This is a genomic window from Alloalcanivorax marinus, from assembly GCF_016785095.1.
GTDB classification, from domain to species: Bacteria; Pseudomonadota; Gammaproteobacteria; order Pseudomonadales; family Alcanivoracaceae; genus Alloalcanivorax; species Alloalcanivorax marinus_A.
Genome location: NZ_JAEKJB010000008.1, coordinates 1 through 16,489 on the forward strand (window position 1 = coordinate 1; position 16,489 = coordinate 16,489).

The 16,489-nt window shown below is 65.5% G+C and carries 17 protein-coding genes; 9 read left to right on the forward strand and 8 right to left on the reverse strand.

All coding sequences use genetic code 11. From position 1 onward, the window contains the following. Nucleotides 1-174: 174 nt before the first annotated feature. Nucleotides 175-1,620, reverse strand: a complete 1,446-nt coding sequence (locus tag JF515_RS06955) for a PhoH family protein (protein WP_203102452.1) — start codon at nucleotides 1,618-1,620, stop codon at nucleotides 175-177. Nucleotides 1,621-1,895: 275 nt separating this feature from the next. Between JF515_RS06955 and JF515_RS06960 the strand changes: the two genes are divergently transcribed. Next, nucleotides 1,896-2,330 (forward strand): methyltransferase family protein, encoded by a 435-nt coding sequence (locus JF515_RS06960; RefSeq protein ID WP_238400926.1) that lies wholly within the window; start codon nucleotides 1,896-1,898, stop codon nucleotides 2,328-2,330. On the opposite strand, the gene JF515_RS06965 is transcribed toward JF515_RS06960, so the two are convergent. After that, nucleotides 2,230-2,940 carry a hypothetical protein gene (locus tag JF515_RS06965; protein ID WP_203102456.1) on the reverse strand — a complete coding sequence of 237 codons (711 nt, stop codon included), beginning with the start codon at nucleotides 2,938-2,940 and terminating at the stop codon, nucleotides 2,230-2,232. The genes JF515_RS06960 and JF515_RS06965 overlap by 101 nt on opposite strands. 182 nt (nucleotides 2,941-3,122) lie before the next feature. Between JF515_RS06965 and JF515_RS06970 the strand changes: the two genes are divergently transcribed. The 3 genes from JF515_RS06970 to JF515_RS06980 all read left to right on the forward strand — a co-directional run bounded on the left by JF515_RS06970 (nucleotide 3,123) and on the right by JF515_RS06980 (nucleotide 5,752). Beyond that, nucleotides 3,123-4,172 (forward strand): M14 family zinc carboxypeptidase, encoded by a 1,050-nt coding sequence (locus tag JF515_RS06970; protein WP_203102458.1) that lies wholly within the window; start codon nucleotides 3,123-3,125, stop codon nucleotides 4,170-4,172. A gap of 115 nt (nucleotides 4,173-4,287) precedes the next feature. Continuing rightward, nucleotides 4,288-4,770, forward strand: coding sequence for a hypothetical protein (locus tag JF515_RS06975; protein ID WP_203102460.1), 483 nt, complete (start codon nucleotides 4,288-4,290; stop codon nucleotides 4,768-4,770). 253 nt (nucleotides 4,771-5,023) lie between these two features. Continuing rightward, entirely contained in the window at nucleotides 5,024-5,752 is a 729-nt protein-coding gene (locus JF515_RS06980) for a TorF family putative porin (RefSeq protein WP_203102462.1), read from the forward strand. A 174-nt stretch (nucleotides 5,753-5,926) separates the two neighbouring features. Here JF515_RS06980 and ykgO read toward each other — a convergent pair whose 3' ends face one another. From ykgO to JF515_RS06995, 3 genes are all read right to left on the reverse strand, one after another. Continuing rightward, a complete protein-coding gene (ykgO, locus tag JF515_RS06985) occupies nucleotides 5,927-6,049 on the reverse strand; it encodes a type B 50S ribosomal protein L36 (protein ID WP_203102463.1) in 123 nt (40 codons plus the stop codon). Nucleotides 6,050-6,203: 154 nt separating this feature from the next. After that, nucleotides 6,204-6,650, reverse strand: a complete 447-nt coding sequence (locus JF515_RS06990; protein WP_203102464.1) for a copper chaperone PCu(A)C — start codon at nucleotides 6,648-6,650, stop codon at nucleotides 6,204-6,206. Then, complete coding sequence (locus JF515_RS06995; protein ID WP_203102465.1) at nucleotides 6,628-7,209, reverse strand: SCO family protein; 582 nt, start codon at nucleotides 7,207-7,209, stop codon at nucleotides 6,628-6,630. The genes JF515_RS06990 and JF515_RS06995 overlap by 23 nt, the downstream gene beginning before the upstream one ends. A 161-nt stretch (nucleotides 7,210-7,370) precedes the next feature. Here JF515_RS06995 and miaB point away from each other — a divergent pair, with 161 nt between their 5' ends. The 3 genes from miaB to cysT all read left to right on the forward strand — a co-directional run bounded on the left by miaB (nucleotide 7,371) and on the right by cysT (nucleotide 10,766). Then, nucleotides 7,371-8,714, forward strand: a complete 1,344-nt coding sequence (miaB, locus tag JF515_RS07000; RefSeq protein ID WP_203102466.1) for a tRNA (N6-isopentenyl adenosine(37)-C2)-methylthiotransferase MiaB — start codon at nucleotides 7,371-7,373, stop codon at nucleotides 8,712-8,714. A 213-nt stretch (nucleotides 8,715-8,927) separates the two neighbouring features. Further along, the gene (gene cysP, locus JF515_RS07005) at nucleotides 8,928-9,929 is read left to right on the forward strand and encodes a thiosulfate ABC transporter substrate-binding protein CysP (protein ID WP_203102467.1); all 1,002 of its coding nucleotides are present in this window, start codon (nucleotides 8,928-8,930) and stop codon (nucleotides 9,927-9,929) included. Continuing rightward, nucleotides 9,930-10,766, forward strand: a complete 837-nt coding sequence (gene cysT, locus JF515_RS07010; protein ID WP_203102472.1) for a sulfate ABC transporter permease subunit CysT — start codon at nucleotides 9,930-9,932, stop codon at nucleotides 10,764-10,766. It begins immediately after the preceding gene. An 83-nt stretch (nucleotides 10,767-10,849) separates the two neighbouring features. Here the strand turns inward: cysT and JF515_RS07015 are convergent, their stop codons facing one another. From JF515_RS07015 to JF515_RS07025, 3 genes are all read right to left on the reverse strand, one after another. Next, nucleotides 10,850-11,527 carry an anti-sigma factor gene (locus tag JF515_RS07015; RefSeq protein ID WP_203102473.1) on the reverse strand — a complete coding sequence of 226 codons (678 nt, stop codon included), beginning with the start codon at nucleotides 11,525-11,527 and terminating at the stop codon, nucleotides 10,850-10,852. Beyond that, nucleotides 11,524-12,081 (reverse strand): RNA polymerase sigma factor, encoded by a 558-nt coding sequence (locus JF515_RS07020; RefSeq protein ID WP_203102475.1) that lies wholly within the window; start codon nucleotides 12,079-12,081, stop codon nucleotides 11,524-11,526. The genes JF515_RS07015 and JF515_RS07020 overlap by 4 nt, the downstream gene beginning before the upstream one ends. Before the next feature lie 119 nt (nucleotides 12,082-12,200). Beyond that, nucleotides 12,201-14,207, reverse strand: a complete 2,007-nt coding sequence (locus JF515_RS07025; protein WP_203102477.1) for a YncE family protein — start codon at nucleotides 14,205-14,207, stop codon at nucleotides 12,201-12,203. 238 nt (nucleotides 14,208-14,445) lie between these two features. Between JF515_RS07025 and cysW the strand changes: the two genes are divergently transcribed. Continuing rightward, nucleotides 14,446-15,279 (forward strand): sulfate ABC transporter permease subunit CysW, encoded by an 834-nt coding sequence (cysW, locus tag JF515_RS07030; protein WP_203102479.1) that lies wholly within the window; start codon nucleotides 14,446-14,448, stop codon nucleotides 15,277-15,279. Next, nucleotides 15,276-16,370 carry a TOBE-like domain-containing protein gene (locus JF515_RS07035; RefSeq protein WP_203102481.1) on the forward strand — a complete coding sequence of 365 codons (1,095 nt, stop codon included), beginning with the start codon at nucleotides 15,276-15,278 and terminating at the stop codon, nucleotides 16,368-16,370. The genes cysW and JF515_RS07035 overlap by 4 nt, the downstream gene beginning before the upstream one ends. The last annotated feature ends 119 nt before the right edge of the window (nucleotides 16,371-16,489 follow it).

The window sequence follows — 16,489 nt, forward strand, 5'->3', positions numbered from 1 at the left end:
AACAGCCCGGTGGTCCGATCTACGGCACAGGTTCAAGGACCTCAGGAGCGACTCGGGTTGCCACCGGGCTGACAGGGGATGGTAGCTAATCATCTCCCTGCGGAGAGACACAAGGAGCGACTTCAGTCGCGATACGGCGCCCCCTCCAGGAAGGCGCCTCCCGCCAGCGACCGCCTACAACCAGGTCTCCGCGTACTCCGCCAGCAACGACCGGGGCACGCCCATCAACTGCACCGACCCACCGTGCACGAAGCTCTTGAAGCGCTCGGTCATGTAGGTCAGCCCGGAACTGATCGGCGACAGATAGGGGGTGTCGATCTGCGCCAGGTTACCGAGACACACCACCTTGGAGCCCTCCCCGGCCCGGGTGATGATCGCCTTCATCTGGTGAGGCGTCAGGTTCTGGCTTTCGTCGATCAGGATCAGGGATTTCTGGAAACTGCGCCCGCGAATGTAATTGAGCGCCTTGAACTGGATGTTGGCCTTCTCCTTGACGTACTGAATGCTGCCGGAGGGGTTCTCGTCGTTTAGGTGCAGCGCCTCGATGTTGTCGTTGATGGCCCCCAGCCAGGGGTCCATTTTTTCTTCCTCGGTGCCGGGCAGGAAACCGTGATCCTCCGCCAGCGGCGGCGTGGAGCGGGTGGCGATGATTTTGTTGAAGCGCTTCTGCTCCACGGTCATCTCGATGGCGGCGGCCAGCGCCAGGATGGTCTTGCCGGAGCCGGCGGCGCCGGTCAGGGTCACCAGATGAATGTCCGGATCAAGCAGCAACTGCAACGCCACCGCCTGCTGGATATTCATCGGTTTGAGCCCCCAGGCCTCCTGCTCCATAAGGGTTTCCGCCTTGTGATGCCGCAGCGTCACCACGCCCGCCTCGACGCTGACGATGCGCCCCACGAACCCCTGCTCGTCGAGGATGAACTGATTGGGGTAGATCTCCTCGCCGAGGATATCGCCAACCACCAGACCATGGGGAAGATGATGCAGGGTCTCGGCGCCGACCTGCTCGGTTTCCACTTCGGTGACCTTGTCCCAGAACGAGCCGGGCACTTCAAAATAGCCCCGCGTCAGTTGCTTGATGTCGGAGACCAGTTGGTCGTTGTGGTAATCCTCCGCTTCGATACCACAGGCACGCGCCTTGAGGCGCATGTTGATGTCCTTGGTGACCAACACATAGCGGCTGTCCGGATCGGCCATCTTCATCGCCATCACATCATTGATGATGCGGTTATCGTTCAGATGATCCGGAAGCGCGGCGCCGCCATTGGCGCCGCGTGGCATCAGCACCGTCAGCGTGCCCTGGTGGTGCTGGCCCCGGTTGATGGGGATGCCGGCCTCCACCTCCGCCGGGGTCGCCGCCCCCAGTACCCGGTCGATCTGGCGAATCGCCGCGCGACAGTCCGAGGCGGTGTGGGATTTACCGGTTTTCAGGCGGTCCAGTTCCTCCAGAACGGTCATCGGAATCGCTACCCGGTGCTCTTCGAAATTCAGCAACGAGTTGGGATCGTGGATCAGCACATTGGTATCGAGGACGTAGGTCTTGGGCGTGGGGTCGGGTTTGCCGTGGTGGGAGTTGGATGCTGCGGAGACGGAGTGCAAAGTGGCCGCGCGCTTTTCCATGCGTTTCCCCTGTTGGTCTGCACCTGGCGGTGCGGTTTGGCGACCGGGGCGAACGTCGTTTCGCGAGCCTGCTTGCGGCGGTGGATCGCGAGAGCGACGCAGGCCTCTGCCGCCGTGGTTTGGCTTACCGGCGGTGGCTGGTCAAGCTCGGTTTGGATCGCGATCCCTCCCGCAATAACGGGATGTGAATTACCATAACCCAGCTTTTCATCACTGACAACGAAGCGAGTACGAGCATGTCCGACGACCCGTTACCGGATCATCCCGAGGTTCGCATGCCCCCGCCCCTTCTGCATCTGGGCGGCCTGCTGATCGGCTATGGCATCGACCAGGCCCTGGGCTGGACGCTGCCGGCGCTGCCCGGCCGCGAGCCGCTGGCCGCGGCGCTTGCTCTCGCCGGCGTGGGGCTGGTGGTCACCGCCCTGTTGCAACTGGCCGCCCACCGCACCACCGCCATGCCACACCGGGCGGCGCGGGTGCTGGTCACCAGCGGTGTGTTCCGCTTCAGCCGCAACCCGATCTATCTGGCGTTCGCGCTGCTGCATCTTGCCTGTGCCCTGAGCCTGGCCAGCCCGGGCATGCTGCTCACCCTGGTGCTGGTGGAGTGGGTCATGCATAGCCACGTGATCGCGGCGGAAGAAGCGTTTCACGCGCGCCGTTTCGGCCCTGAGTGGCAATCCTATCGGCAACGGGTGCGGCGCTGGTTGTAGCTCCCTTCCAGGCTTTGAGAATCCTCGGCTCGCCCAGGGCCCCCTGGCGTAACAGCAAACGGGGAGAATCGAAATCCCCGGGCACGAAGCCGGCCACGCGGATGTCCCGGGGCAGCCAGCCCAAACGCCGGTACATTTCCGCCACCAGCTCGGAACAGAACCAGCCGCGCCGGTCCGGCGGCCGGGTGAAACCACTGAGCAGGTCCAGGGCATTACACAGCACGAAGTTCTTGTAGGGCCGGTGCAGCAGCCTGGCCACCAGCCGCGCCACCAGCTTTTCCTGGCGCGCGCACAAGGAGGCGCCCTCGCGGTGCCGCAACACCACATCACCGGGATAGTCACGCAGTTTGTCCGCCAGCGGCACCAGCGCCACGCCGGCCACCGGCCGTCCCAGATGCAGGTCCGCCGATTCGCTGGCGCCTACCGCCTCCAGCACCAGGGGACGATCGTCGCCGGGCAGACACACCACCATGCCGATGTGGCTCCAGCGGCTGCGCGTGAACAAACGGATGGTGCTGCTGACCAGGCCGCGCCCGGCGAACAACAGGATGTCGCCGGTTTGCGGGGTGGGAACGGACGGAGCGGAATCCGGGATCACGGGGCTACCCATCAAAGACCGAGGCTCGTCCCGCAGAGTGGCCGCCCGCCGTGACAGCGCCCTGACAATTTGGTCACGCTTGCATGACAGGGCCGGCGCACGACGCCTTGTCATAAAACCTCTGCCATAAAACCACTGTCATAAAACCGTGACACCGCGCCGCTAGACTGCCTGCAACGATCGCGGCTCCCTCCATGGAAGAACGTCTCTATCTCCTACAACGGCACCTGCCTGAACTGCTGCACCTGGACAGTCTGATCCGGCTCGGTGAACGGCATCTCCGCGTCAGCGAGGTGCTGAGCGTGCCCCTGGGCGATCTTGCGCTGCCGGTGCGCGTGATCGAAATGGGCAGCCGTTCGCCAGGCGCGCCGGTGATGGGGTTCTTTGGCGGCGTGCACGGCGTGGAACGCATCGGCACCCAGGTGATCCTGTCGCTGCTGCACAGCCTGATTCACCGCCTGCAATGGGACGACCACCTGCACCGCCGGCTGGAGAGCGTGCGCCTGGTGTTCATGCCCATGGTCAACCCCGGCGGCATCTGGCGGCGCACGCGCAGCAACCCCAATGGCGTGGACCTGATGCGCAACGCGCCGGTGGACGCCGACGGCAAGGTCTCGTTCCTGGTCGGCGGCCAGCGCCTCAGCCGCCTTCTACCCTGGTACCGGGGCCGCGCCGGCGACCCCATGGAAGCCGAAGCCCAGGCCCTGGTGGACGCGGTCCGCGACAAGCTGATGAACGCGCCGGTGTCGCTGAGCCTGGACTGCCACAGCGGCTTCGGCCGGCGCGACCGCATCTGGTGCTCCTACGCGCGCACCCACCGGCCCATCGCCCATCTGGCGGAGGTGTACCGCCTCAAGCAAGTGCTGGAAAACACCTACCCCCATCACCATCCCTATCTGATCGAACCGCAGTCGCTCAACTACACCACCCACGGCGACCTGTGGGATTACCTTTACGACGACGCCCGCGAGCGCCACCCGGAGCGCCTGTTCCTGCCCTTCACCCTGGAAATGGGCTCCTGGCTATGGGTGCGCAAGAATCCGCGCCAGATGCTGGACTTCTTCGGCTACTTCAACCCCATCATCGGCCACCGCCACCATCGGGTGCTGCGCCAGCACCTGCCATTGTTCGACGTGCTCATCGCCCTGGCGGCCAACGCCGGCAACTGGCTGCCCACCGGCTCGCGTCGCCGGGCCCTGGCCCGCGACGCGGTGCGCCATTGGTTCGGTGAAGCCGGCGGCTGATCCGGCACCCGCCGCTGGTGGCTCTCGATAAACCCGCTGGTGGCCCTACATAAACCCGCTGGTGGCCCTCCTCTTGCATCCGTACACTCGTTTCAATCGTTTCAGGAGGACCATCATGATCAGAATAACCACCGCCCTGCTGCCGCTGGCCTTGCTCAGCGGCTGCCAGATGTTCAGCTACCAGGAACCGGCCGGCGCCGATACCGCCACCGTCACCTTCACCGGCGACGCCGCGGCCCAGCCGGTGGTGTGCGTGCCTGGCAAGGGCTTCAAGGACACGCAAATGGCCCTGGCCGTCAAACCCTGGGAAACCAATGCCTTCAACGAATTGTTCAAGACCATGAAGAAGGCCGAGGAAGTACCGGTGGCCATTCAGGCCTCGGAACAAGCACGGGTGGGCGTGGTCTACAACGAACGCCGCAGTGAAGGCGCCGGCCGCGACCACTGCCGTGTCGCCGCGCAGTTCGATGCCCGCCCCGGTGAGCGCTACCGCGCGCACTTTACCCGCACCGACACGGGCAACTGCGGTCTCGAAATCCGTGGCGAGGATGGCGTGCGCGCTGACGCGGTGCCCGTGGCCTGGCAGTGCCCGAACTGACCCTCAAGCGTGGCGGCGCCGTCAGGCACCGCCACGCAGCACCATCGTGGTGCACTGCACCAGAACAAAGCATCCCGCCTCGCCACTTTTCGTTATTTTACCTTTCCGATTTCTCCTTGCCTCTCCCAACTCACTGATCCATCGCCATTTTTCATTTTTGGCACGCTCCCTGCTTTGTATCCGGTCGAGCCTCCCAGGCCAGTGCGCCAGGAGCGCACAACCAGAAAACAGTTATTTGCAAAGAGGGTTGCACATGAAACACGTATCTGGGATGAAAAAGACCGTTTTGGCCGCCACCGTGGCAGCCACCGCCGCCACCGGCCTGATCGCTCCGTCCATGGCCGCGGCCGAAGTGAGCGGCACCGTCGGCGTTTCCAACATGTACTTCTGGCGTGGTCAGGATATTTCCGACGGCGGCGCCCAAGTATTCGGTAGCCTGGATTACGCGCACTCTTCCGGCCTCTACGCCGGTGTGTGGGGAAGCTCTGAAACCGAAACCACCGAATACGACCTGTACGCCGGTTACGCGGGCTCCGTGGGCGATTTCAGCTATGACCTCGCCTATGTGGACTACAACTACCCGAACGACACCGATTCCGATCTTCAGGAAGTAGTACTGGGTCTGGGCTACGCCGGCTTCAGCGCCGGTGCCTACATCGGCGTGGGCGACTACGGTCGTGGCGACGACTCCACCGACAACAAGGACAAGTACTTCACCGTGGGCTACTCCTACGACAAGTACGGCATCCTGATCGGCACCTGGGATTTTGACGCCGACGACATCAACTACACCCACGTCGACCTGAGCTACGCGCTCACCGACGAACTGGGCTTCACTGTTTCCAAAGTGGTGAGCGCCGACGACTGCGCCATCAACAACAATGAAGACACGAACTTCAACGCTAGTGGTGAGTGTACCGCCAGCGATAGCAGCATTAAGGACGACACTCTGTTCGTCGTCACCTACGCCCTGTCGTTCTAAAGAAGTATGCGCTGAGAGTATTCGGGCGGGCCTCTCCCCCCGCCCAACCTTTTCACACCGTGGGGCCCTCCCTGGTCCTCGCTGGAAACGCAAGCAGGCCCCACGGTGTTTTTTAATCTCCTACCACGGCTTATCCATCCCGCCTTACCGTATCCTCGGTGCCATTTTTAATCACTACTTCTTCCTGGTCTTCCCCTGTACGGCTTTAAAACGTGGGTTTGACTTGCAGATGACATAGATGCGCCCTCTACGCTTGACCACCTGACAATCAGGGTGGCGCGCCTTGGCGCTTTTCATCGGCCCTCGGGTAGGCGGCGCATCCGCGCCATGCATGGACAGCCGCTGTCAGCGGTAAGGGATGCTTAGAACGGGCGCGCCGAGGTCAATGGAAATACAGGCCCGCGACCGTGGCCGCGGGCGAACGGCAAGAACCCGAGAGAAATCGCGAAGCTCAGGGCGCGTCGCGGAGCACCGGGAAGTCGGCGCAGAGATCGTCGTGGTCGCTGAAGGTGAGGCAGATTTCCACCTGCTCACCGGCTTCCGGGATCTCGGCGACCTTCATCAGCATCAGGTGCTTGCCGCCCGGCGCGAACGTGGCCTGATCGCCGGGCTCCAGGGTGATGCCACTGAGGTGGACCATGCGCGCCTGGCCATCGTCGGTGGTTTCGGTGTCGTGCAGCATGGCCATGCCGGCGATGTCGGTTTTGGCGCCCTTGAGTTCCACCGCCCGGTCCCCGTCGTTGCGCAGGGTGAAATAACCGGCCATGGTCGGCGATACTGGCGGTACCGCGCGCAGCCAGGCTTTTTCCAGCACCAGATCACCGTCGGCGGACGCGGCGCCCGCCAGGGCCAGCAGGGCGGCACCCGCCACGCCGTTAAAGAAGGCTTTGTACATCATCGGTCACCTCATCGATATTGAAGTCCGACGGGTACAGCTTGCGCACCCGCCCCTGCTGGTCCAGCAGGTAAACGTAGTCACTGTGGGTGAAGTCGTACTCCGGCTCACCTTCGCCGGATTTCAGGAACACCACCCCATACTGTTCCGCCACCGCGCGGATCTCCGCCTCGCCGCCGGTCAAGCCGATCACGTTGGCCTTGAACCAGGGCACGTACTCACGCAGGTGCTCGGGGGTATCACGGGCCGGGTCGAAGGTGATGAACAACGGCTGCACGCGGTCGGCGTCACCGGCGTCGCGCAGGTTGCGGTACACCTGGGAGACCCGCGCCAGGGTCGCCGGGCAGATATCGGGGCAATGGGTATAGCCGAAGAACATCAGCACCACCCGGCCTCGCTGGTCGGCCAGGCGGAACGCCCCGCCGTTATGATCGGTGAGGGTGAAATCCCCGCCCAGGCGGGTGTTCACCGGCAACTCCTCGCGGGGTTCGGCGCAGCCGGCCAGGGCCAGCAACAGGACCAGCGGGCCGAGCCGGCCCGCCAGGGCACGGGGGAAAGTCATGGGGGGCTCCGGAATCATGACGGCGGCGCCGGATGATACCCCGGCGGGGCGGGCCCCGCCCAGGGGCGCGGTGCGGCGTTTTGCCACGGTCGGGGTTCGCAGTTTGCCCTCGCCGGCGGTACAATCGGCGCCCATTTTCCAATCGATCGACGGTCTCCCCCATGGCACGCAAGCTGTTTATCCAGACCCACGGCTGCCAGATGAACGAGTACGACTCCACCCGCATGGTGGATTTGCTGGAGTCGACCCACGGCCTGGAGCCCACCGACAATCCGGAAGAAGCGGATGTGTTGTTGCTCAACACCTGCTCGATCCGCGAAAAAGCCCAGGAGAAGGTATTCCATCAGCTGGGCCGCTGGAAGCGCCTGAAGGACCGCAATCCGGACCTGGTGATCGGCGTCGGCGGCTGCGTGGCCAGCCAGGAAGGCGAGGCGATCCGCGAACGCGCGCCCTATGTGGACGTGGTGTTCGGCCCTCAGACCCTGCACCGCCTGCCGGGTCTGATCACCCAGGCGTCCACCACCCGGTCGCTGGCCATCGATGTGACCTTCCCGGAGATCGAGAAGTTCGACAACCTGCCCGAGCCCAGCGTGGACGGCCCCAGCGCCTTCGTCTCGATCATGGAAGGCTGCTCCAAGTACTGTACCTTCTGCGTGGTGCCCTACACCCGTGGCGAGGAAGTGAGCCGCCCGGTGCAGCCGGTGCTCGACGAAGTGCGCCACCTGGCCGACATGGGCGTGCGCGAGATCAACCTGCTGGGCCAGAACGTGAACGCTTACCGGGGCCAGGGCGCCAACGGCGAGGTGCTGGATCTGGCCGACCTGATCCTGCTGCTGCGCGACATCGACGGCATCGACCGCATCCGCTATACCACCAGCCATCCGGTGGAGTTCTCCGACGCCCTGATCCAGGTCTACGAGGAGGTGCCGGAGCTGGTCAGCCACCTGCACCTGCCGGTGCAGTCCGGTTCCGACCGTATTCTGGCGATGATGAAGCGCAACCATACGGTGCTGGAGTACAAGTCCAAGCTGCGCAAGCTGCGGCGCATCCGCCCGGACATTTCCTACAGCTCGGATTTCATCATCGGCTTCCCGGGGGAGACCGACGCCGATTTCGAGGCCACCATGAACCTGATCGGCGATATCGGCTTCGACCACTCCTTCAGCTTCATCTACAGCGCCCGCCCCGGCACGCCGGCGGCGGATCTCCCCGACGACGTGCCCCTGGACGTGAAGAAGGAGCGCCTGCGCATTCTGCAGCAGCGCATCCAGCAGAACGCCCTGGATATCTCGCGCAAGATGGTGGGCACCACCCAGCGCATTCTGGTGGATGGCTTCTCCAAGAAGGACCCGGGCCAGCTCAAGGGCCGCACCGAGAACAACCGGGTGGTGAACTTCGCCTGCGACGACATCGATCTGATCGGCGATTTCGTCGACGTGGAGATCCTGGAAGCGCTGCCCAACTCCCTGCGCGGCGGGTTGAAGGCGTTTTCCGAAGCGGGCTGAAGGCACGCCTCGGCTGTAGGAGCGACTTCAGTCGCGATCAACGCTGGTGCCACAACCCATCGCGACTAAAGTCGCTCCTACGAACGCGTCCGGATGACGAAGCGTCCGCCGCTCATATCCAAATTCCAAATCCGTTTAAGCAGGCGCTTTATTTAAACCTGCCGTTATATACACTGAGCGCCAATTCCGAATTCATCCGCAAGGAGCCCGACAATGCGTGTTTGGCTGACCGCCGCTCTGCTTTCAGTGGCCTCACTGGCCGGTGCCCAGCAGACCATCCTCAACAGTTCCTACGACATCGCCCGGGAGCTGTTCCAGGCCTACAACCCCGAGTTCCAGGCCCACTGGAAGGAAAAAACCGGTGAGGACATCACCATCAAGCAGTCCCACGCCGGTTCCTCCAAGCAGGCCCGCGCCATCCTCCAGGGGCTGGACGCGGACGTGGTGACCTTCAACCAGGTTACCGACGTGAACGTGCTGCACGACAAGGGCAACCTGATTCCCGAGGACTGGAACACCCGGCTGCCGAACAATTCCAGCCCCTACTACTCCACCACCGCCTTCCTGGTGCGCAAGGGCAACCCCAAGAACATCCAGGGCTGGGACGACCTGGCGAAGGACGGGGTGGACGTGGTGTTCCCGAACCCCAAGACCTCCGGCAACGGTCGCTACACCTACCTGGCCGCCTGGATGGCCGCCGAGGAGCGCTTTGACGGCGATGAGGCAAAAATCCGCGACTACATGGCCCACTTCCTGGCCAACGTGGCGGTGTTTGATTCCGGCGGTCGCGGCGCCACCGTGACCTTCGCCGAGCGCGAGATCGGCGACGTGCTGATCAGCTTCGAATCCGAGGTGAACAACATCCGCAAGCAGTACGGCACCGGTGACTACGAGGTGGTGGTGCCCAAGACCTCCGTGCTGGCGGAATTCCCGGTCACCGTGGTGGACAAGGTGGTCGACAAGCGCGGCACCCGCGAGGTCGCCACCGAATACCTGGAATACCTGTACAGCAAGAACATCCAGCAGCTGCTCACCACCTTCAACTACCGGGTGCACCATCCGGACGTGGTGAAGGCCACCGAGGACCAGTTCCCACCGGTGAAGCTGCTCAAGGTGGAGGACTACTTCGGCTCCTGGGCCGAAGCCCAGGACACCCACTTCGCCTCCGGTGGCGAGCTCGACAAGCTGCAGGCCAAGGCACGGAGTCTGCGCTAGTTGGCCGTTCTCCGCACCCGACACTCGGTTCTGCCCGGCTTCACGCTCAGCTTCGCGCTGAGCGTGTTTTTCGTGTGTTTGGTGATTCTGGTGCCGCTGTCCGGGCTGGTGCTGCACGTCAGCGACATGACCTGGGACCGCTACTGGTCGGTGATCAGCGATCCGCGCAGCCTGGCCAGTTTCAAGGTGACCATCCTGGCCGCCGCCGGCGCCAGCCTGATCAACGCCGTGGTCGGCATGCTGCTGGCCTGGGTGCTGGTGCGTTACCGCTTCCCCGGACGGCGCATCATGGACGCCCTGGTGGACCTGCCCTTCGCCCTGCCCACCGCCGTTGCCGGCCTGACCCTGTCGGCGCTGTTCGCCGCCAACGGCTGGCTGGGGCAGTGGTTCGAGGCGATCGGCATCCCGGTGGCGTACACGCCGCTGGGCATCATGATCGCGATGAGCTTCACCAGCCTGCCGTTCGTGGTGCGCGCGGTGCAGCCGGTGCTGGAAGACCTGACGCCGGACGTGGAGGAAGCCGCCGCCACCCTCGGCGCCTCGCCGATGGCGTCGTTCTTCAAGGTGGTACTGGCGCAACTGATGCCGGCGCTGCTCACCGGCACCGCCCTCGCCTTTACCCGCAGCCTGGGCGAGTACGGGGCGGTGATCTTTATCGCCGGCAACATGCCGTTCGAGACCGAGATCATCTCGCTGCTGGTGAACATCCGCCTGGAGGAGTACGACTTCGCCGCCGCCAGCGCCCTGGCCTCGGTGATCCTCGGTGCCTCCCTGGTGCTGCTGTTCGGCATTCAGGTGGTGCAGGGGCGGTTGATCAAGCGCTGGCAGGGGGGCTGATCGCGGCTCAAGCCGCTCCTACAACGGCTAATCCACATAGGAGCGCTTTAGCCGCGATGCAAGCTGCAAGCTGCAGCTATCTTCTATATCTCCACCGCCCGTCCGATGAACAACACCGGCCCGGTGGGGCGGTCCTTGGGCGAGCCGCCTTGCGGTTCCAGGGTCAGTTCGAACAACTGGCCGCTTTCCACGCTCCCCACCTGGCTGGCCGGAATCACCAGACTCCGGCCCGGCTCCACCAGGCCCAGCGAGCGGGGCCCCGGGGCTTCGTTTTCCAGGGTCCAGAACTGCACGCTGCGGTCCGCGGCGTATTGCCCTTCCACCAGCGGCGTGAGCCGCAGATCGCCACCGTCGGAGACGGTCACCCGCCAGCCCGGGCGGGCCGATTCGCCGGGCGCCTGCAGCACCACGGTGTAGATCGGCGCCGGCTGGCGCAGCGGCCCGAGCAGCAGCACCACCGCCACCAGCAGGGCGGCGCTCACCGTGCGCCACACCGACACGCTGGCCCAGCCGGCGTGCCACCAGGGCCGGGACAGGCCGGTTTCCCGGGCCACCCGCCGCCACAGCCGGGCCGGCGGGCGCCGCGCCGGCAGAAGATCGGCGGCGCCCAGCCAATGCTCACGCCAGTGCCGGGCGAGCCGCCCGGCGTCCTCGTCCTCCGCCAGCCAGCGCTCGATCTCCACCGCCCGCTCACCGCGATGCAGGCCGAGCACGTACTCGGCGATCAGCAGGCGACGCTCTTCCTGATCCTGGGGAATCATAGCCGCAGACACTCCTGAAGGCCTTTCAAGCCGGATCGCACCCGGCTTTTGATGGTGCCCAGGGGCACCGCCAGGCTTTCCGCGATCTGCTCATAGGTAAAGCCATGATAGAACGCCATCAGAATCGGTCGCCGGCGATCGCCCCGCAAGCCTTGCAGGCAATCCCGCAGCCGCCGGTCGCGGTCCGCCTCCAGGGAACACTGCTCCGGGGAAAGGCCCGGGTCCGGCCAGTCGTCGCCGGGCAACGCCTGATGATCGGCGGGCCGTCCACGCCGCTGTTGATTGATCAGCCGATAGCGTAACAGGCTGTAGAGCCAGGCCCGGGCGCTGCCCCGCTCCCGCCGGAAGCGATGGGCGTTGCGCCAGACCTGGACGAAGGTGTCCTGCACCGCGTCCTCCGCCGCCGCCGACTCGCCGGTGAAACGGCGGGCCAGGGCCAGCATGCGCGGTGCCTCGATGGAATAAAGTCGCTGGAACGCGGCGCCATCGCCGCCGGCGCAGGCCAGCATCAGGGCGTCGCCTTGTTCCTGTTGCCGTTGTTGATCGTCGTCCATGGCCAGCTTCCGGGGCGTGAGCATCACGGTGGGGTGTATCACGCGATCCTGACCGCCGGCACGAGAAGACACTGTCAACGCGCGGGCCAAGCGGGCCGCCGAAACGGCCCGCCCGGCGCTTACTCCGGCGCGCGGCCCAGATAGTCGGCGATCAGCGATACCGATTCCGGCGACGCCTGGTCGTAGCTCAGTGACGGCGCCACGTCACCGCCGGCGGAGTCCAGGATGTTGTCGAAACGCAGTACCTTGCCCTGGGACTTCTCGGCCACGTACAGATGCTGGCCGTCGAAGGCGATGTCCACCGGGTTGCCGAGCAAGGTGTTGCCCACGGCGTTGTTGTCGTTGTCGTCGATGCGCACCGACACATTGGTGACGCCGTCGGCGCTGGCGGCGTTGTCCAGCACGTAGAGCTTGCCGTCGGTGGGGTTGGCGCCGCTGCCCACGTCGGAGACGATCAGCTGGTCGCTGTCGGCCACATGGACGATGCCGTGCAGATTGGTGGGCGCGGCGAAGGCGGTGCCGCCCTCGGCGGGGGTGATGGTGCGGTCCGGGCCGGCGGCGCCGCGCGTGTCGCTGTAATCATCGAACACCGCCACGGTGCCGTCGGTGAGGGCCACATAGAGACGGTCGCCATCCGGGTCATAATCCAGATCCCAGGGCGCCACGCTCAGGGTTGTCGTGAACAGCGGCGCCACGTCGCCATCGGCCTGGCCGCCGAACACCCGCACCGCCGGGTCGCCCTGGTCGGTGACCAGCACCCAGCCAAGGCCGTCGGCCACGTCGAAGCCCTTGGGCGCGGACAGGCCGGTGTTGGCGCCTTCGATGGTGCGATCGCGGCTTGGGCTGGCGGTTTCGCCGTCACGGCCGGTGGCCAGGCGGTTGATCACGGCCAGGCCGGTGTCGTAGGTCACGTAGGCATCGCCCACCTGGTTGAACGCCAGGCTTTCACGGTCCTGGGCGGTGATGAAACCACGCTGCTGGCTGGTCAGGCCGGTGTCCAGGATCACCACGTCCGGGTCGGTGGGGGCGGCCGGCGGGTTGCTGGTCACCGCCACGCCGGTGAAGGTGGTGCCGGTGGTGTCGATGTCGGACAGATCCGCCCGCTCGTCCGGCTCCACCAGCAAAGCCAGGGACTCCGGCTTGACGCTGTCCACGCTGAAATCCGGGGCCAGGTCGCCGGAACCGCCGGTGAAGACGTTCCGGTAAATCAGCACCGCGTCATTGGATTTCTCCGCGATGTAGGCGGTGTCGCCGTCCAGAATCAGATCCACCGGGTTGCCCAGGGTGGTGGCCGGGCCGGCCAGCGTGCGGGACGGGGTCACGGTGCCGTCGGCGCTGGCGGCGTTTTCGATCACGTAGAGACGGCCATCATCGGCGACGCCGACGTCGCCCACGTCGGTGATCACCAGGGTATCGGTGTCGGCCCGGTAGGCAATGCCGTGAATGTTGGAGACGGCACCGGCGCTGTCCGGGGTGAGGGTGCGCGAAGGCGTGCCCAGGAAACCACCGCTCACATAGTCGTCGATGACGATCACGGTACCGTTGGTCATGGCCAGGAACACCCGGTCCGCGGCCTCATCGTAGGCCAGGTCCCAGGCATTGCCGGACAGGGCGGTGCTGGCCAGCGGCGTGGCGCCGGCGCCAGCGGCGGTGCCGTACACCTCGATACTGTTGCCGCCCATGTTGGCGGCCATCACCAGGCCCGCCTCATGGGCAAGGGCGATGCCTTTCAGGGTCATCGAGCCGGTGGCCTCGAAATCCCGGTCCAGAGCGGCGTTGGGGCTGGAACCGTCCTGGCGATCGGCGATCATGCGCAGGACTTGCAGCCGGCTCGGAGCACCGGCGCTGTCATCGGCGGCATACAGGTTGCCCAGCAGATCCAGGGCGATGCCTTCGTTGGCGTCCGCGTTGAAGGAGGCGACCACGTTCAGGTCGCCATCCAGCCGGTCGATGTGCCCCACGATGCCGCCACCGTTGTGCATCACCAGCAGGGGCGCGGCCTGGAAGCCATCGTCATCATCACCACTGGCCGGGCGGTCGTTGTCACTGTCGCCGCCACAGGCGGCCAGAGCCACCGCCATCGCCAACGGCGAAATCCACCACAAACCTTTGCCTTTCGCGTTCATGCCTTTCTCCTTGAGTCGGTATCGGTCGGGCCTGGAGCCCGCGCGGGACCGTCTGGGTCCCATTGGTGATACCCACGGGCCGGCGCCACGGATGTAAGCGAAAGTAAGAAAAGGTGGTGTCCGGGTAGCCGCCGATCTAACGCGATGCCGAAAGGATCTAAAACAGCGCTTTATTTTGCCGTTCCGGAATATAGAATCGGGGCCCTGTTTTTTTCCCCGAATACGGAGCCGCGCGCGCATGCCTCGATACTGGCACCAATGGGCCCTGATTCTGGCCGCCCTGGGCGCCGTGGTGGTGCTGCTGGTGCTGCCGCTGGTGCTGATCGCCGTCCAGGCGTTCTCCCAGGGCGCCACGGTGGTGGCCGACAACCTGACCAGCACCGATATGATCGCCGCCATCAAGCTGACCCTGGTGGTGGCGCTGATCACGGTGCCGGTGAATCTGGTGTTTGGCGTGCTGCTGGCCTGGTGCGTGACCCGCTACGAATTCCGTGGCCGTAAACTGCTCACCACCCTGATCGACATCCCCTTCGCCATGTCCCCGGTGGTGGCCGGCCTGTGCTACCTGGTGGTGTACGGCGGGCAAAGCGCCTTCGGCAAGTGGCTGGACGACACCCTGGGCGTGCAGTTGATGTTCGCCCTGCCGGGCATGGTCATGGTGACCGTGTTCGTCACCTGCCCCTATGTAGCCCGGGTGCTGATTCCACTGATGCAGTCCCAGGGCACCGAGGAGGAGGAAGCGGCGGTGCTGCTGGGTGCCTCCGGCTGGCAAACCTTCTGGTACGTGACACTGCCCAAGATTCGCTGGGCCCTGCTCTACGGCGTGGTGCTGACCAACGCCCGGGCGGTGGGCGAATTCGGCGCGGTGAGCGTGGTGTCCGGGCTGATCCGGGGCGAGACCCTGACCCTGCCGCTGCTGATCCAGATGCTCAACGAGGACTACAACAGCGTGGGCGCGTTCACCGCCGCCGGCCTGCTGGCCGCCATGGCCCTGGTCACCCTGCTGCTCAAGACGGTGCTGGAATGGCGCCAGCACCATAAACTCGACGCCGCCCAGGAGACCACCCCGTGAGTATCCGAGTCGAATCGATCCGCAAGACCTTCGGCGCCTTCACCGCGCTTGAGGACATCAGCCTGGACGTGGCGCGAGGCGGCCTGGTGGGCCTGCTGGGCCCGTCCGGGTCCGGCAAGACCACCTTGCTGCGCATCATCGCCGGCCTGGAAACCCCGGACCGGGGCCGGGTGTTTTTCCACGACCGCGACGTCACCACCCTGGACGCGCGCCGCCGCCGGGTGGGCTTCGTGTTCCAGCAGTACGCCCTGTTCCGGCATCTGACCGTGGCCGACAACGTGGCCTTTGGCCTGCGTATGCTGCCGCGCGCCGAGCGCCCGCCCCGGGACGCCATTCGCGCGCGGGTCCGCGAGCTGCTGGAACTGGTGCAGATGGACACCATGGCCGGCCGCTACCCGGCGCAACTGTCCGGTGGCCAGAAACAGCGCGTCGCCCTGGCCCGGGCCCTGGCGCTGAAACCCGAGGTACTGCTGCTCGACGAACCGTTCGGCGCCCTGGACGCCAAGGTGCGCAAGGAACTGCGCCGCTGGCTGCGCCACCTGCACGAGCAGATCGACGTGACCAGCCTGTTCGTTACCCACGACCAGGAAGAGGCCATGGAGGTCTCCGACCAGGTGGTGGTGATGAGTCAGGGCCGGGTGGAGCAGGTGGGCTCGCCGCTGGAAGTCTACGAGCACCCGGCCAGCCGCTTCGTGTTCGATTTCCTCGGCCATATCAACGCGCTGGAGGGCACCTACGACGGCACCACCTGGCGCGCCGGCGACGCCCGGCTGCGCCTGGACACCCACGGCGCCTGCCCGGACGGCGCCCTGACCCTGTATCTGCGCCCCCACGAGGCGGGCCTGGCCCCGGCCCCGGACGAGCACGCCCACCTGCCGGTGAAGCTGACCGCCCGCAGCGTGTTCGGCGGCACCGTGACCCTGGAACTGACGCCCCAGGGCTGGGGCGACCGGGTGCTGGAGGTGGAACTGGACCGGGACACCTGGCAGGCGCTCTCGCCGCGCCGGGACGACACCCTCTACCTGCTGCCCCGGGTCCTGCAGACGGTCACCTGCGACGGCGACCTGGGCCCCCGGGTGCGGCCCGGCTGAACACCCGGCCCGCCGGCCCTTTACCCACCCCCCGGGGGCGGGCTAGAGTGCGCGCAGGAGGGTTTCCCGGAGCAGGGCTTCGGAGTATCCTGAACGCATTCACAACAGCCCCAAGGGCC